Here is a 15,210-nt window from a genome sequence, read left to right as displayed (position 1 = left end):
CGCCTACTGCGGCAGCACTTCCACGGTGGCCGCGTACGTCATGCGGCGCTCGGGCATCACCGGCGGCTGGCCAGCCACGGCCGGTGCGGCCGCCGGCCAGGTGCTGCTCAGGTAATACATGCCGGCCGCCGGCACGGTGAACGTGATCTCGCCCTTGGCATCCGTGCTCTGGCGGATTTCACCGAGCACGCCACGGTAGCGCACGCCGCCTGGCACCAGGCTGAAGGCCTGGTTCGCCGCCGGCTTGCCGTCGACCAGGAAGCGCCACGTGGCTTTCTCGCCCGCGCGCAAGTCGTTCGGATGGGTCACGGGCACGAATTCCAGGCCCACGCCCGTCGGCTTGAACACTTCCGTGCTGGTTTCGCCATTGCTGAAAAAGGTTTCCAGGCGCGCCGCCGTGCGCGTGATTTTCAGTTCTTGCGCATCGGCCGGCACTTCCTTCCTGAAGGTTTCCTCGTTGCCGCGGAAACGCTTCTGCTCGCCATTGAGCTTGTAGCTGCCCATCACGTTTTGCGACACGATGGCCGCCTTGTACGTGCCCGGCTTTTCCATTTTCACGTCGAAGACGCTGCGCAAGCGGCCCGTGACGGTGTTCGCCGGCGTGACTTTCGCGCCGTCCGGACCGATCACTTGCAGCGCGTCCAGGCGCAGCGGCTGGTGGTCGATGTCGAACAGGCCATCGGAGACGGCCGCATCCACCGTCACCCAGGCATCCTTGCTTTCCACCATTGTGCTCGAAGGCACCATCCAGCCGCGGTGGGCGTGGGCGTTCACGGCCAGGCCGGCCAGTGCCAGGGCGATCAACGATTTATTGAGTTGCTTCAACATGGTAGGGCGCCTTAAGGTTTGAGTTGGACGACGACGTTGCCGAGTTCTTCCTTGCCCTTGGCAGGCACGGACTGGGCCGATTTCAGCGGCCACTGGAACGGCACGCGCACCAGTTCGCGTCCGCCCGCTTCGCGCGCCGCCTCCACCACCAGCTGGTATTCGCCGGCCGGCAGCTTGTCGAGCAAGGCCTTGGCGCCGGGGAAGGTCAGGGTATGTTCGCCCGGCGCGCGCGTGGCGCCGCTGACGCCGTCAACGGGCATGGCCAGGTCGCGGCCGCTCTTGCGCCACCATTGGCGCATGTCCTTCAGCCATTTCTCGCCCGCCTTGTCCTTCTTTTTCACGTCATACAGCACGGCCAGGTTGCCCACGACCTTTTGATCGGCCGTTTCCAGCCATGCCGCCACGTAGGGACGGTGGTATTCCGCCACGTTCAGTTGCGGGATTTCAAGCTTGAGGGACAGGTCGGCCGCCATCGCCGAAGTGCCGATCAGGGGAAGGCCAAGCGCCAGGGAGTAGCGTAATTTCATGGTGTGCCTGTAAAAAGATAAAAGTAAAAACGATCAGTGGATAAACAGCAGGGCGATCGCGCAAGGTATCAATATACCGAGGCCAACCATCGGCCAGGTAAATGGCCGGTTGGCCGCGTGGAACTTCAAAATCAATAGCCCCGTCAGGCAAAACACGATGCAGGCGCCGGCAAAGATGTCGATGAACCAGCTCCAGGCCACGCCCGTGTTGCGCCCCTTGTGCACGTCGTTGAGCCATGACACCCAGCCCCGGTCCGTCAATTCATATTCGGCGGCCCCGTCTTCCAGGCCGATGCGCACCCAGGCGTCGCCGCCCGCCCTGGGCAGCGGCAGATACACTTCGTCGATCGACCATTCGGCGGGACGCCCACCCGCATTGAGCGACCACTGCTGCTTGAGCCAGGTCTCGGCGGCGGCCGGCATGGGCGCGTTGGCGCCATCGTGCTTGGCGGCATACGCGGCCAGCTCCGTCACCAAAGGGACAGGCAGGGTCGCCTGCTGGCGCGTGATCACCGGCTTGGCCTCGATCTGGCCAGCGTGGTTCAGGGTGATCCCGGTCATGGCGAACAAAAACATGCCCAGCAGGCAAAGCGCCGAGCTGATCCAGTGCCATTGATGCAAGTTCTTCAGCCAGACGGCGCGGCTGGCATTGTTCTTGGCCTTGTCCGCGGCGCCCGCGTTACCCATAGCCCGCTCCCGGCAAGGAGCGCGCCAGGTGGCGCGACAAGTCAGTGTGCTTCATTCCCATCCTTCAATCAAAGTTCATGCCCATCCATGCAAACAAATGATAATGATTATCATTTATTAAGTCAATACATGGGGCGTCCCGCCGGGCCTGCGTTTTGTAACAGCGTTGAAACATGTTCAGCGTGACAGCGGCCAGGACAGAAGCACGGCATGCAAGCGTATTCCAGCGAACAACTGGTCAGCCTCGCGGCCACGCTCAAGGACGTCAAATTCGGCATGCTGAGCACCAGCGACGACATGCTCGTCGATCCAGTCGGCCGAAGGCCGGGATGGCAGCGCCAGCAAGATGATGCAGCACCATGAAATGGGCAAGGCCGCCATCACGGACGCGTCGACCTGCAGCCACCGCCGGCAGCCATGGAAGGCATCAATTTTTACCCGGGTATTATTGACTTTACATTTAGCCCTGGTAAAATTATCCGCATTCTCCATGGAGGCTGCCATGCATAGCCCAGCAATCCCCCAAGTCACGGCCTTTGCCGGCCAACGGAAAGTGGCCGCCGGCACCTTACATGTCGTAGCGCAAACACTGAAGGAATTGGTGACGCGCGATCCCGATGCGCAAATCCTCATTTTCGACGATGCCAGCGGCAGCCAGGTCGACCTGAACCTGCACGGCAGCCTGGCAGACGTGCTGCAGCGCCTGCCCCAGCCACGCGCCGCGGCGCCGCAAGAGGAGGTCGCACCCGCGCCCGCGCGCACGGTGGGCCGCCCGAAGCTGGGCGTGGTGGCGCGCGAAATCACCCTGCTGCCCCGTCACTGGGAATGGCTGGCGACGCAGCCGGGCGGCGCTTCCGTGGCCTTGCGCAAACTGGTGGAACTGGCGCAGCGCGGCAGCAAGACGCAGGACGAACAGCGCCAGGCACGCGACGCGGCGTATAAGGTCATGCATGCGCTGGCCGGCGATGCGACTGGCTTCGAGGAAGCCAGTCGCGCCCTGTTCGCGGGCAATCAGCCGGCGTTCCTGACGTACGTGCAGGAATGGCCAGCCGACGTGCGGGAGCACGTCTTGCAGCTGGCCCGGCGGGGATGGTCCGACGGTAATTAAGCAAACGGAAGAAGGTCAAACGCCCGTGCTGCCCGTGGTGTCGGGCGCATCGTCGGCGCTCTGCCGGCTCTGGCCGGCGGAGCCGGACTGGTGATGCGGCAAGCGGTCGGCGCGCCGCACTTCGCCGATGGAAAACAGATCGTCGCCGATATCGATTCCTTGCTCGCTATCGACCAGCACAAAGCTCTCGGCCGACTCGGCCGTGCTTTGCTTGCTGCCTGCCTTGGACGGCGTACCGCCCTGGCTATTGCCCGGTTGCGGCGTATTCGAATTGCCCATTATCTTCTCCCTGATCATCAATGCGAGTTGGCTGCGAGGTGATTGCAGCTCGCCGGCGCAGCTATTTCATCATAGTCCAAGCCTGCTGCATTGCATCAAAATTTTGCGGCTGAAGGACGGATGCGGCCATGACCAGCGACTGCCTGCCACTGGTCATGATCAGTGCTACTGCTTGCTACTGCTTGTTGCGCGAACCCGAGCTGGAACCTGAGCCGGAACCCGAACTGCCGCTCTGCTTGTTGCCACTATCGCGGCTGCCTTCCTGGTCCATGCTGGCATTGTCGCGCGACCCGCCGGAGCTGGCGGCGCTTTGCCGGTTGGCATCGTTCTTGTGGCTTTGGCTGCCTGCGCGGCGTGCCTCTTCCGACGTGAATTCATGCGCCGTGCCCTTTTCATGCGCGGCACGTCCGCCTTCGCTGGCGATTTCGCGCTGCTGGGCGGGATCCATGGAAGCGAAGCCCCGTTTGCTGGTATCGCTTTGCTTGTTGCCGCCGCTGCTGCTACTGGTTTTACTGCCTTGCTGTTTATTGTCGCTCGATGTGGCCATGATGATCTCCTTGATCGATGGAATCGGAAAACAGTGCAAATCATGCAATTCTTCCCCCTCGCATGGCAAGGGAACCCTCATCTTAGTGCCCGCATGGGGCGCAAGAAATAGGAGGATGGCAAGAGCGCATGTAGGATGAGTCCCGCCCTTGGTGGCATAGTTACTTTCAGTTTTCCACCAAAAGTACCAGACACTCAGCAGTTGGCTGGGAGCGGGAAAATCGCCGCGTCGGCCGTCACGTAGACGCGCTCGCCAGCGCCTGGGCGCACCGCATGGCCGCCCGTGAAGGCGCCAAACGCGGGCAGGATGGCGCGCTGCCTGCCCAGCAGGAAACACGGCAGGCGCAAGCCGCGCCCGTCAGCGCGCAAGTGATACACGGGATGCACATGGCCCGCCAGCACATAGCCGGGCGCGACGGTATCCGGATGATGGCAGAACGACAGCTTGCCCACCTGGTGCGGCTCGTCCACCATGCCGATGCCCAGCGCGGCGGCCGGATCGCCCGCATGCGCATCGTGGTTGCCGCGCACCACCGTCAGGCGCACGTCCAGATGGCGCGCGCGCCAGGCCAGCATGGCGGCCACGGTGGCGGCCGCATGCGCGGCGCGCGCGTGCAGAAAGTCGCCGAGAAAGACGATTTCCTCACAGGCATAGGTGGCCAGCAAGGCGTCCAGCGCCAGCAGGTTTTGCGTGGTGGTGCCGCGCGGCACGGGTACGCCCAGCGCGCGAAAGGCCGCCGCCTTGCCGAAATGGATGTCGGCGATGACCAGCATCTTGCGCGCCGGCCAGTACACGGCCCTGGACGCCAGCAGCCAGACTTGTTCGCCGGCCAGTTCCACCACGCAGTGCGCTTGCCGCTGCCCGTTCATGCGGCCGCCTTTTCCAGCGCGCTGACCAGCCGCGCCACCCGGTCCGACAGTTTTTCCGTCGTCAACTGTTCGCGGAAGCGCTCGACCATCAGGCCGAAGGCAAACGGCGAGGCGCGCTGCAACGCTTGCAGGGCAATCTGCCGTCCATGCAGCTCGCGCAAGGTGGCGCGCAAGCGCGTCAATTCCAGTTCCTGTTCCAGCACTTCGCGCTGCGCCTGCGTGAGCAGCAAATTGGCCGCATCGTGCTTGCGGAACACTTCAAAGAACAGCGAAGACGAGGCCTGCAACTGGCGCGCGCTTTTCGGCTGGCCCGGATAGCCCTGGAACACGAGGCCGGCGATGCGGGCGATTTCACGGAAGCGCCGCTGCGACAATTCCGTCGCGTTCAGGCTGGCCAGCACGTCTTCCAGCAAGTTGTCCGTGCTGAACAGGGGCACATCGGCGCCGCTGGCCCCCGCCAGCAACGGCGCAAAGGCGATGTCGTCCGCGCCCAGCAATTCAAAGCCGTAGTCGTTGACGGCGATCGACAAGGTGGCCGGCTGCACGCGCGCGATGCGGTAGGCCAGCAGGGACGCCAGGCCCAGGTGCACCGAGCGCCCGGCGAACGGATACACGAACAGGTGACGGCCTTCGCGGCTGGACAAGGTTTCGAGCAACAGGGCCGAGCGCGTGGGCAGGCTGGACCATGCCTGCTGGATGGCCAGCAGCGGCGCCAGCGCGCGCATTTCCGGCCCGCTGGCCTTCCCCTCCTGCGCCAGCTGCAACTGGTCCAGCACGGCGTGCGCCAGTTCCGACGACAGCGGCATCTTGCCGCCCTGCCAGCGCGGCACGGCGCCGCGGCTGCCCGTGGCGCGCCGCACATACGCCGTCATCTCGTGCACGCGCACGAATTCCAGGATGCGCCCGCCGAACAGGAAATGGTCACCCTGCTTCAGGCGCGCGATGAACGATTCCTCGATGCTGCCGATCCGTCCACCGCCGAGGAACTTGACCTGGATCGCCGCCTCCGACACGATGGTGCCGATGCTCATGCGGTGGCGCCGCGCCAGCGCCGCGTCCGGCACGCGGTACACGCCCTGGTCGTCCGGCAGCACGCGCCGGTATTCCGGATACACGGTCAGGCTTTGCCCGCCGCGCGCGACGAAATCGAGCGCCCATTGCCACTCGTCCAGGGTCAGGTGGCGATACGACCAGGCGCCGCGCACTTCCCCGTACAGCGCCGGCGATGCAAAACCGCCGCCCAGGGCGATCGTCACCAGGTGCTGCACCAGCACGTCGAGCGGCTTGTCCGGCACGGGCCGCGCTTCCAGGTGGCCCTGCGCCAGGGCGGCGCGGGCAGCGGCCGCCTCCAGCAATTCCAGGCTGTTGGTGGGCACCAGGGTGACGCGCGAAACGCGTCCCGGCGCGTGGCCGCTGCGCCCGGCCCGCTGCACCAGGCGCGCGATGCCCTTCGCGCTGCCCACCTGCAGCACGCGTTCGACGGGCAGGAAATCGACGCCCAGGTCCAGGCTGGACGTACACACGACGGCTTTCAACTCGCCCGCCTTCAGGTGCTGCTCGACCCACTCGCGCACCTCGCGGTCCAGCGAACCGTGGTGCAGGGCGATCAGGCCCGCCCAGTCGGGCCGCGCGTCGAGCAAATGCTGGTACCACAGCTCGGCCTGCGAACGCGTATTCGTAAACACCAGGGTGCTGGCGCTGCCCTCGATCTCGGCGATCAGGGGCTGCAGCATCTGGATGCCCAGATGCCCGCCCCAGGGAAAGCGCGTGGGGTTCAAAGGAATCAGGCTGTCGACGAGGATGCGCTTCCTGACTTTGCCTTCCACCAGCACGCCGGCGTTTTGCTCGCCCAGCAAGACGTCCTGCGCCTGGCGCAAGTTGCCCAGGGTGGCCGACAGGCCCCACGTCATCAACGCGCCATTCCAGCGGCGCAAGCGGGCCAGCGCCAGCTGCACCTGCACGCCGCGCTTGCTGCCCATCAATTCATGCCACTCGTCGACGATCACGGTTTCCAGCAGGCTGAAACGGTCGTGGGCATCCGCCTGGCTGAGCATCAGGGACAGGCTTTCCGGCGTCGTGACGAGCACCTCGGGCCAGGCCTTGGCCTGCCGTGTCCGCTGCGCGGCGCTGGTATCGCCCGTGCGCGCCTCGATGCGCCAGCCGGGAGCGAGCTCGGCGCCCGAAGCTTGCAGGGCGCGCACGGTGTCGGCCACCAGCGCCCGCATCGGCGTGATCCACAGCACGCGCAAGCCCTGTTTTCTCCCCTTGCGCGCCAGCCGTTCGGCGCGCAGCAAGGCGCCGAACCAGACGGCATAGGTCTTGCCCGAACCCGTACTCGCATGCAGCAGGCCGGACTTGCCCTGCGCGCCAGCGCGCCAGACGGCGCGCTGGAAGGGGAAAATCGTCCAGCCGCGCGCGGCGAACCACGCATCGATGCGCTGCGCCAGCGTGCTCATCGCTTGCTCATGTGGTCTGGGCCAGCATGGCCTTCAGGGTGGCCAGGGTATCGGCGTCGGCGATGGCCTTGTCTTCGCGCCGGCGCAGGATGCGGGGAAAGCGCACGGCGATGCCCGCCTTGTGGCGGCCGGATGCGGCGATGCCTTCGAAGCCGATCTCGAACACCATCGTCGGCTGCACGCTGCGCACGGGGCCGAATTTTTCTATCGTCGTCTTGCGGATGACGGCGTCGACTTGGCCGATTTGCGCATCCGTCAAGCCGGAATACGCCTTGGCGAACGGCACCAGCTTGCGTTCGCCCTCCCCGTCCTCATCCCACACGGCGAATGTATAGTCCGTGTACAGCGACGCGCGCCGGCCGTGGCCCGCCTGGGCATAGATCAGCACGGCGTCGATGGCATACGGAGCTATCTTCCACTTCCACCAGGTGCCCGCGTCTTTCGTGCGGCCTACGCCATACGCGGCCGACACGGCCTTGAGCATCAAGCCTTCCACGCCGCGCGCCCGCGATTCGTCGCGGATGGCCGCCAGCGCCTCCCAGCTTGCCGCCGCGATGCGCGGCGACAGGCGCAGCGCGGGAGCGTCCACGCCGGCCACCACCGTTTCCAGCAGCGCGCGCCGTTCCAGCTGGGGCAGCTGGCGCACGTCCACGCCATCGAGCTCCAGCACATCGTAGGCCACCAGCACGGCGGGCAGCTGGGCCAGCAGCTTGGGCGACACGCTCTTGCGGCCCATGCGTTGTTGCAAGTCGGCAAATGGCGCCGGCACGTCGCCCGGCTGCCAGACGAGGATTTCGCCATCGAGCACGGTGCCCTCGGGCAAGACCAGTTGCGCCAGTTCGGGAAAGCGCTCCGTGATCAATTCCTCGCCGCGCGACCACAGCCAGTTCACGCCGTCGCGCCGCAGCAGCTGCGCGCGCATGCCGTCGTATTTCCATTCGACCAGCCAGGCGCCGAGGTCGCCCAGTGCCGCCGGTTCCGCCTGCAGCGGGTGCGCGAGGAAGAACGGATACGGCTGGCCGCCGCGCAGCGCATGTTCGCCCTCCGATGGCGCGGCGATCAGTTTCAGAAAGCCCGCGCCCGTGGGGCTGACCTTGCCGTCCGTCCAGCCCATCAGGCGCTGGGCGATCAGCTTGCCGTCGACGGCGGCGATGGACGCCAGCGCGCGCGTCACCAGCAGTTTTGACACGCCCACGCGCAAGCCGCCGCCGATCAGCTTGATGAGTAAAAAACGTTCGCGCGTTTCCAGCTCGTCCCAGTAGGCCAGCAAGGCGGCGCGGATGGTCTCGGGCGCCGCGCCGCGCAAGGGCGCGATGCGCCGCTCGACCCACTCGGCCAGGCCGACGTCGCTGCGCCTGGCGGGCGCGGGCAGGATCAGGGCGATGGTTTCGGCCAGGTCGCCCACGGCGTGATACGCCTCGTCGAACAGCCAGGCATCGAGGCCCGCCCTTTCGGTGGCATATTCGCGCAGCAACTTGGTGGGCACGGCCTGGCGCGGCTTGCCACCGGCCAGGAAATACACGGCCCAGGCCGCGTTCTCGGGCGAGGCGCCGCGAAAATAGGCTTGCAGCGCCGCCAGCTTGCGGCTGGTGGAGGTGGTCTCGTCGAGTTCCGCGTACAGGCGGGCAAAGTCACGCATGGGCGACGTCTCCCGCCGCCGTGCTCGCACCAGGCGCACCGTCATCGGCCTCGTCGTCGCCATACTCCGTCTCGAAACCGCCCGCCTGCCAGCCGTTCTGCCGCAGCCAGCGCACCATCACGGGAATCGAACCATGCGTGACGATGATGCGCTCGGCCTGCGTGGCCCGGATGGCTTGCATCAGGCCGGGCCAGTCGGCGTGGTCGGACAGGACAAAACCGCGGTCCACGCCGCGCCGCCGGCGCGCGCCGCGCAGCAGCATCCAGCCGCTGGCGAACGCATCGCTGTAATCGCCGAAGCGCTTCATCCACGGCGAACCGGCGGCCGACGGCGGCGCGATCACCATCGCCGTCTTCAGGTCCGCCTTGTCCATGACGTCGCCCACCATCACGGTGGCGGGCAAGGCCACGCCGGATTCGCGGTAGACCTGCGTCAAGGCCTGCGCCGCGCCATGGCAGATGATGGGGCCGATGCCGGCGTCCAGCCCCGCCAGGATGCGCTGCGCCTTGCCGAAGGCATAGCAGAACAGCACGCTGCTGCGCCCTTCGGCCGCATTCCTGCGCCACCACTGCTTGATGTCGTCATGCACTTCCTGCGGCGCCTGCCAGCGGTAGATGGGCAGGCCGAAGGTCGATTCGGTGATGAAGGTGTCGCAGCGCACGGGCTCGAACGGCGCGCACGTGGGGTCCGGCTGCAGCTTGTAGTCGCCCGACGCCACCCACACTTCGCCGCCGTATTCCATGCGCACCTGGGCCGAGCCCAGCACGTGGCCGGCCGGATGCAGCGACACTTGCACGCCATGGTGTGCGATGCTGTCGCCATACGCCAGGCCCTGGATGGAAATGGCGCCCAGGCGCGCGCGCAACACTTGCTCGCCGGGCGCGGCGCACAGGTAATGCCGGTGCCCGACGCGCGCATGGTCGGCATGCGCATGCGTGATGATGGCGCGCTCGACGGGCCGCCACGGGTCGATGTAGAACTGACCCGGCACACAATACAAGCCTTCCTTGCGCACCACCACCATGTCTGCCATGCCCTGCTCCCCACGTAAAAACCGTATTGGAATGGCTTGATTCTAGCGCTCTTGCGCCAAATCACTGTTCGACAGCGCACCATGGTCTCAGGCGGGGACGACGAATTCCGCCATCAAGGTGCGCGTGGTGTTTTCAGGAAAGGCGATGGTGACCTGGAATTCAAGAAACAAACAGGATGGCCCAGAACAGCATCAGCAAGCCGGCAATCGACACGCACCACACGAGCGTGCGCACGACGGGCACGCCAAACGCGTACAGGGGCAGGTACAGCACGCGCGCCGCCAGGTACAGGGCGGCGCCATACAGGGTCAGCGCGCTTTCCTGCGCCGTCACGTGGGCGATCAGCACGGCGGTGGCGAACAGAGGCAGGGTTTCGAACAGGTTCGCCTGGGCCCGCTGCAAACGGCCCGTGATCTTGCCGACGGGCGGCCCGTCGCCGTCGCGCGCGCTCACGTTGTAGGCCGTGCCCGTCTCGCGCGTGCGAAACAGCGCGGGCAGCAGGATTTGCAGCAGCGCCAGCACGAGGGTACAGCCGAGCATCGTCAGTTCCGGGGTCATCCATTACCTCTGCGGGTGAGACAGACAGGCCGTGCCGGCGCGTGCCCGTCAGGGTTGGTCGAGTGCCGCTTGCAACTCCGTCAAATCATAGGGCTTGCGCAAGACGCTGGCGGAAAAGCCCAGCTCGTCCATCGATTCCTTGCCATAGCCGGTGGAAAAGATGATGCGCATGTCCGGCTTCTCGCGCAGCACCATGCGTGCCAGCGCAATGCCGGACATGCCCGGCAGGCTGACATCCGTAAACAGGATATCGAAGTCTTGCTCGTTGAGCAATTTCCACGCCGCCTCGCCATCGGACACGCCGCTGACGGTATGGCCCAGCATGCCCACCAGTTCGCACACCATCAGCTGGGAATCGAGATTGTCTTCCACCACGAGTATCTTCATCGACGTCGGCATGTCCCCCTGCGGTACCACGGCATGGCCGGTCAAGTCGAGTCCCGGCGTACCACTGCCCAGCACGCTGGCCGCCGGGCCGCCACCGGCGCCGATGCCAGCCACCGGCGCGCCGGACCGTTCCAACTGGCGCGCGCGCATTTGCTGCTGGCGGTTGGCCAGCACATGGCGCAGCTTGCGCGCCAGCTCTTCGCGCCGGTATGGCTTGCTGAGCAATTCCACCCCCGCGTCGAGCCTGCCCTCGTGCACGATGACATCCTGCGCATAGCCCGAGGTAAACAAGACGGCGATATCGGGCTGCAATTCGCGCGCCTGGCGCGCCATCTCGGTGCTGCTGACGGGACCGGGCATGATCACGTCCGTAAACAGCAAATCGATCTGCGCGCCGCTGTGCAGCACGGCCAGCGCGCTTTCGCCATCCTCGGCCTTGAGCACCTTGTAGCCCAGCGCGCCGAGCATGTCGACCACGGTGGTGCGCACGCCGACGTCGTCTTCCACCACCAGCACCGTTTCCGTGCCGCCCGTGACGACGCCGCTCAATTCCAGTTCCTCGTCCGCTTCCGCCATCAGGGAACGGGGCAAATAGATTTTGACTCCCGTGCCCACGCCAAGTTCGCTGTAAATGCGGATATGGCCGCGGCTTTGCGTGACGAAGCCATACGCCATCGACAAGCCCAGGCCCGTGCCCGCGCCTTCCGGCTTGGTGGTGAAGAACGGCTCGAAGGCGCGCTGCAGCACGGGGCCGCTCATGCCGCGGCCCGTATCGGTCACCGACAGCATCACGTACTGGCCGGCCGGCACGTCGACCAGGTTGTGCACATACTGCTCGTCGAGCACGACATTGCCCAGCTCGATGGTCAGCTTGCCCACGCCATCCATGGCGTCGCGCGCATTGATGGCCAGGTTCAGGATGACGTTCTCGATCTGGCTGCGGTCGACCAGGGTGTTCCACAGCCCGCCGCCGCCCACCAGCACGATGTCGATCGCCTCGCCCAGGGCGCGCCGCAACAGCGCATCCATGTTGCGCACGACGCGGGCCAGGTCGGCCACCACGGGTTGCAAGGGCTGGCGTCGCGCAAACGCCAGCAGGTGCGACGACAGCTTGGCGCCCCGCTCGACGGCGGCAATCGCCGTGTCCAGGCGCTGGCGCATGAGACCATCCGTGCCCGCCAGGTGCTGCAGCAAATGCAAATTGCCGGAGATGATTTGCAGCACATTGTTGAAATCGTGCGCGATACCGCCCGTCAGCTGGCCCACGGCTTCCATCTTTTGCGCCTGGCGCAAGGCGTCTTCGGCCTTGGTGCGCTCACCGACTTCCTGTTCGACCCGGTGTTCCAGCGTTTCGTTCAATTCATGCAGCGCTTTTTCCACGCGGCGCCGGTCCGTGATGTCCGTCTTGACGGCGATCAGGGAACGCGTCTGTCCCTGCTCATCGACCAGCCGGCTGACGTTGCTCGACACCCACACTTGCGAGCCATCGGGCTTGATGTAGCGCTTTTCCAGCGAGAACGACTCCCCCGTTTCCACCAGGCGCCGGAACAGCACGCTGTTGCCGGGCACGTCAGCAGGATGCATGATGTCGTTCATGTTTAGGCTCAGCAGTTCCTCGGCGGAACGCCCCAGCATGCAGCACAGGGCTCCGTTGACCCTCTGGAAGCGGCCATCGAGGCCCAGTTCGGACAAGCCCACCGAGGCCTGGCCGAAAATGGCCGCCATGCGCTCCTGGCTGGCGTTGAGTTCATCCTCGATCTGGCGCCGCTCCGTCACGTCGAACGATACGCCCACGTAGCGGCGCTGGCCCGGCATGCGGCCGGCCACCACCTCGCCCTGGCGCGCGATCCAGCGCAGCGCGCCGTCGGCAGGACGGCGGATGCGGTATTCCACGTATTCGAGGGGATTGGGCGCCAGATCGAGCTTGCTCGGCCCCACCTTCTGGCGGTCGCGCGCATCGACCAGGCTCACCAGCAGGCCTTCCGTCACTTCCGCCTCGTCGGCAATGCCCCACAGGCGGCGGAAGGTGGGCGACACGACCATCGCGCCCGTCTCGGGGAACCATTCGAAGGTGCCGATGCCGCCCGCCTGCTGGGCCAGCCGCAGGCGCTCCTCGGCTTCCATGCGTTCGGTGACGTCGATGCCTTCGACGAGGATGCCCGTGACCACGCCCTCGTCGTCCTTGATGGGCTGGTAGACGAAGTCGATCTGGCGCTGGCCCGTCTGCCCGTCCGCCGTCTGCAAGTCCACCTTCACCTGGCGCCCCTCGAACGGTTCGCCCGTGCGGTAGACCTGGTCGAGCAGTTCGATGAAACCTTGCGCCTTGACTTCGGGCAAGGCCACTTCGACAGGTTTGCCGAGCAGCTCAAGTTCGGGACGTCCCACCAGGCGCAGGTAATGTTCATTCGCCAGTTCGAACACGTGTCGCGGTCCGCGCAGCAGGGCCATGAAGCTGGGCGCCTGCTGGAACAGGGCGCGCAGCAGCGCGCGCTCCTCGCCCAGGCGGCGGTTGGCCGCGCGCACGGCCTCGCTCTCCCTCCGCAAAGTGGTGTTGAGTTCGCCCAGCTCGGCCGTGGCCAGCTTCAGCTGGCGTCCCTCCTCCATGCGCGCCGTCAATTCCAGCGCCGTGCACAGCACGCCATCGACCTGGCCGTCGGCGCCATGCACGGGCGTGTAAAACAGGTCGAAACAGACGTCCGTCGGCTTTCCGTCACGCAGCAGCGGCAGGCAGCTCTCGCGGTGCACCTGCGTCTCGCCGCGCAATCCCGCCTCGAGGATGCGCGCGTTCCAGTCCCAGATTTCGGGCCAGACGAGCGGCACCGTGCCGCCCAGCGCCGCCGGATGGCGCGCCCCGGCGATCTGGATGTAGTCGTCGTTGTAAATCATCACGTGCTGCGGCCCCCACATCAGCACCATCGCCATCGGCGAATGGAGCACGATGTCGACGCTGGTGCGCAAATGGGCGGGCCAGCCATCGAGGGCGCCCAGGCTGGTGGCGGACCAGTCGCGCTGGCGCACCAGCTCGCCCATGTCGCCGCCGCCGCGCGGCCAGGCTGGCGCGCTCATGTCGCCGTTCATGTCGCCATTCCCGCTTGCACGCGCACCTGGCACTGGCGCGGGATGCGCACGGTCGCCAGCGTGCCCTGCGCGGCCGTCGAACTGAGTGCGAGCGTGCCGCCGTGGGCCTTGACGAACATGTTGACCGTGTACAGGCCCAGCCCCAGGCCCTGTCCCGTCCTGCGCTTCCCGCCCGCCTGCTGGAACGGCTCGAACAGGGTCGGCAGCAAGGCGGCGGGGATGACGCCACGATTGGCGATCCGCAATTCAATGCAGTCGGCGGCCCGTCCATCAAGGGCCAGATGCACCGGCGTGCCCGCCTCGCCATGCGTGATGGCATTGTTTAACAGATTCGAGATGACTTGCGACAGCAAGCCCGCATCGCATTGCCCGTGCAGCTCGCCCACGCTGCTGACCTCGACCAGCGGGGCCTGGCCGGCCGTCTCGAACTCCTCGACGATGGCGCGCGCCAGCGCCAGGTAGTCGTGCGTGCTGCTGCGCAACTCCATCGTGCCGGAACGGATGCGCGCCAGGTCCAGCAACTGGTCGACCATGCGCCCCATGCGCTTGGCGCTGCTTTCGATACGCTGCGCCGTGACGATCACCTTCGGGTGGTCGCTCATCATCGGCAGCAGCATGGCGCCATTCATCACCACCGACAAGGGCGTGCGCAAATCGTGGCCCAGCACGGCCGTGAACAGTTCATTCAGGTGCAGCGCATGCTTGAGCTCGTCAAGCTGGGCCGACAATTCACGTTTCTGCCGGTACAACTGGACCAGCACCGCCACCTTGCTTTGCAAGGCTTTCACGTCGATGGGTTTGTACAGGAAATCGACGGCGCCCGCCTCGTAGCCGCGGAAGCTGTAGCTGGGCTCGCGCGACGCGGCCGTGAGGAAAATCAGGGGAATGCCGCGCGTGCGCTCGCTGCCGCGTATCAGCTCGGCCAGTTCGAAGCCATCCATCTGCGGCATTTGCACGTCGATCAGGGCCAGTGCCACTTCATGCGTCAGCAGCAATTCCAGCGCCTCGGCGCCCGAGCTGGCCTTGAGGATGACAATGTCGGGCCGTGCCAGCACGGCTTCGGCGGCAACCAGGTTTTGCGCGATGTCGTCAACGACGAGGATATGGATAGGATCGGTCACGGAATCATCTTCAGGCATCGCAACGGCAAGACGCCATCGTGTTTCGATATAGATATCAACATTGTTTCAATTCTCACATATAGTACACGCAC

The 15,210-nt window shown here is 65.8% G+C and carries 14 protein-coding genes; 1 reads left to right on the top strand and 13 read right to left on the bottom strand.

Annotated features, from left to right (window positions below):
• Positions 1-3: 3 nt before the first annotated feature.
• From J0O65_RS26500 to J0O65_RS26485, 4 genes are all read right to left on the bottom strand, one after another.
• Positions 4-828 carry a DUF4198 domain-containing protein gene (locus tag J0O65_RS26500; RefSeq protein ID WP_215410103.1) on the bottom strand — a complete coding sequence of 275 codons (825 nt, stop codon included), beginning with the start codon at positions 826-828 and terminating at the stop codon, positions 4-6.
• A gap of 11 nt (positions 829-839) precedes the next feature.
• Entirely contained in the window at positions 840-1,355 is a 516-nt protein-coding gene (locus tag J0O65_RS26495) for a DUF2271 domain-containing protein (protein ID WP_215410102.1), read from the bottom strand.
• 33 nt (positions 1,356-1,388) lie between these two features.
• Positions 1,389-2,042: a PepSY-associated TM helix domain-containing protein gene (locus tag J0O65_RS26490; protein WP_215410101.1), complete on the bottom strand. Its 654-nt coding sequence runs from the start codon at positions 2,040-2,042 to the stop codon at positions 1,389-1,391.
• 177 nt (positions 2,043-2,219) lie between these two features.
• Positions 2,220-2,546, bottom strand: a complete 327-nt coding sequence (locus J0O65_RS26485) for a hypothetical protein (protein WP_215410100.1) — start codon at positions 2,544-2,546, stop codon at positions 2,220-2,222.
• Between J0O65_RS26485 and J0O65_RS26480 the strand changes: the two genes are divergently transcribed.
• A complete protein-coding gene (locus J0O65_RS26480; RefSeq protein WP_215410099.1) occupies positions 2,545-3,150 on the top strand; it encodes a DUF2239 family protein in 606 nt (201 codons plus the stop codon). The genes J0O65_RS26485 and J0O65_RS26480 overlap by 2 nt on opposite strands.
• Positions 3,151-3,165: 15 nt before the next feature.
• On the opposite strand, the gene J0O65_RS26475 is transcribed toward J0O65_RS26480, so the two are convergent.
• The 9 genes from J0O65_RS26475 to J0O65_RS26435 all read right to left on the bottom strand — a co-directional run bounded on the left by J0O65_RS26475 (position 3,166) and on the right by J0O65_RS26435 (position 15,118).
• A complete protein-coding gene (locus J0O65_RS26475; RefSeq protein ID WP_215410098.1) occupies positions 3,166-3,429 on the bottom strand; it encodes a hypothetical protein in 264 nt (87 codons plus the stop codon).
• A gap of 175 nt (positions 3,430-3,604) precedes the next feature.
• Positions 3,605-3,976 (bottom strand): KGG domain-containing protein, encoded by a 372-nt coding sequence (locus tag J0O65_RS26470; protein ID WP_215410097.1) that lies wholly within the window; start codon positions 3,974-3,976, stop codon positions 3,605-3,607.
• A gap of 194 nt (positions 3,977-4,170) precedes the next feature.
• A complete protein-coding gene (gene pdeM / locus J0O65_RS26465) occupies positions 4,171-4,845 on the bottom strand; it encodes a ligase-associated DNA damage response endonuclease PdeM (protein WP_215410096.1) in 675 nt (224 codons plus the stop codon).
• Positions 4,842-7,301 (bottom strand): ligase-associated DNA damage response DEXH box helicase, encoded by a 2,460-nt coding sequence (locus J0O65_RS26460; RefSeq protein ID WP_215410095.1) that lies wholly within the window; start codon positions 7,299-7,301, stop codon positions 4,842-4,844. Before J0O65_RS26460 ends, pdeM begins: the two co-directional genes overlap by 4 nt.
• A gap of 7 nt (positions 7,302-7,308) precedes the next feature.
• Entirely contained in the window at positions 7,309-8,940 is a 1,632-nt protein-coding gene (locus J0O65_RS26455; RefSeq protein ID WP_215410094.1) for an ATP-dependent DNA ligase, read from the bottom strand.
• On the bottom strand, positions 8,933-9,973 hold the full coding sequence (locus J0O65_RS26450; protein ID WP_215410093.1) for a ligase-associated DNA damage response exonuclease: 1,041 nt from the start codon (positions 9,971-9,973) through the stop codon (positions 8,933-8,935). Before J0O65_RS26450 ends, J0O65_RS26455 begins: the two co-directional genes overlap by 8 nt.
• A gap of 160 nt (positions 9,974-10,133) precedes the next feature.
• A complete protein-coding gene (locus tag J0O65_RS26445; RefSeq protein WP_251374009.1) occupies positions 10,134-10,514 on the bottom strand; it encodes an MAPEG family protein in 381 nt (126 codons plus the stop codon).
• Positions 10,515-10,580: 66 nt separating this feature from the next.
• On the bottom strand, positions 10,581-13,997 hold the full coding sequence (locus tag J0O65_RS26440) for a hybrid sensor histidine kinase/response regulator (RefSeq protein WP_353056252.1): 3,417 nt from the start codon (positions 13,995-13,997) through the stop codon (positions 10,581-10,583).
• On the bottom strand, positions 13,994-15,118 hold the full coding sequence (locus J0O65_RS26435; RefSeq protein ID WP_215410091.1) for a hybrid sensor histidine kinase/response regulator: 1,125 nt from the start codon (positions 15,116-15,118) through the stop codon (positions 13,994-13,996). The genes J0O65_RS26440 and J0O65_RS26435 overlap by 4 nt, the downstream gene beginning before the upstream one ends.
• Positions 15,119-15,210 lie beyond the last annotated feature (92 nt).

Source organism: Janthinobacterium sp. JC611 (assembly GCF_018682595.1).
In the GTDB taxonomy this organism is placed as follows: Bacteria; Pseudomonadota; Gammaproteobacteria; order Burkholderiales; family Burkholderiaceae_D; genus Janthinobacterium.
Note: the sequence above shows the minus strand (reverse complement) of the source record. Positions and strands in the feature narration are given on the sequence as shown.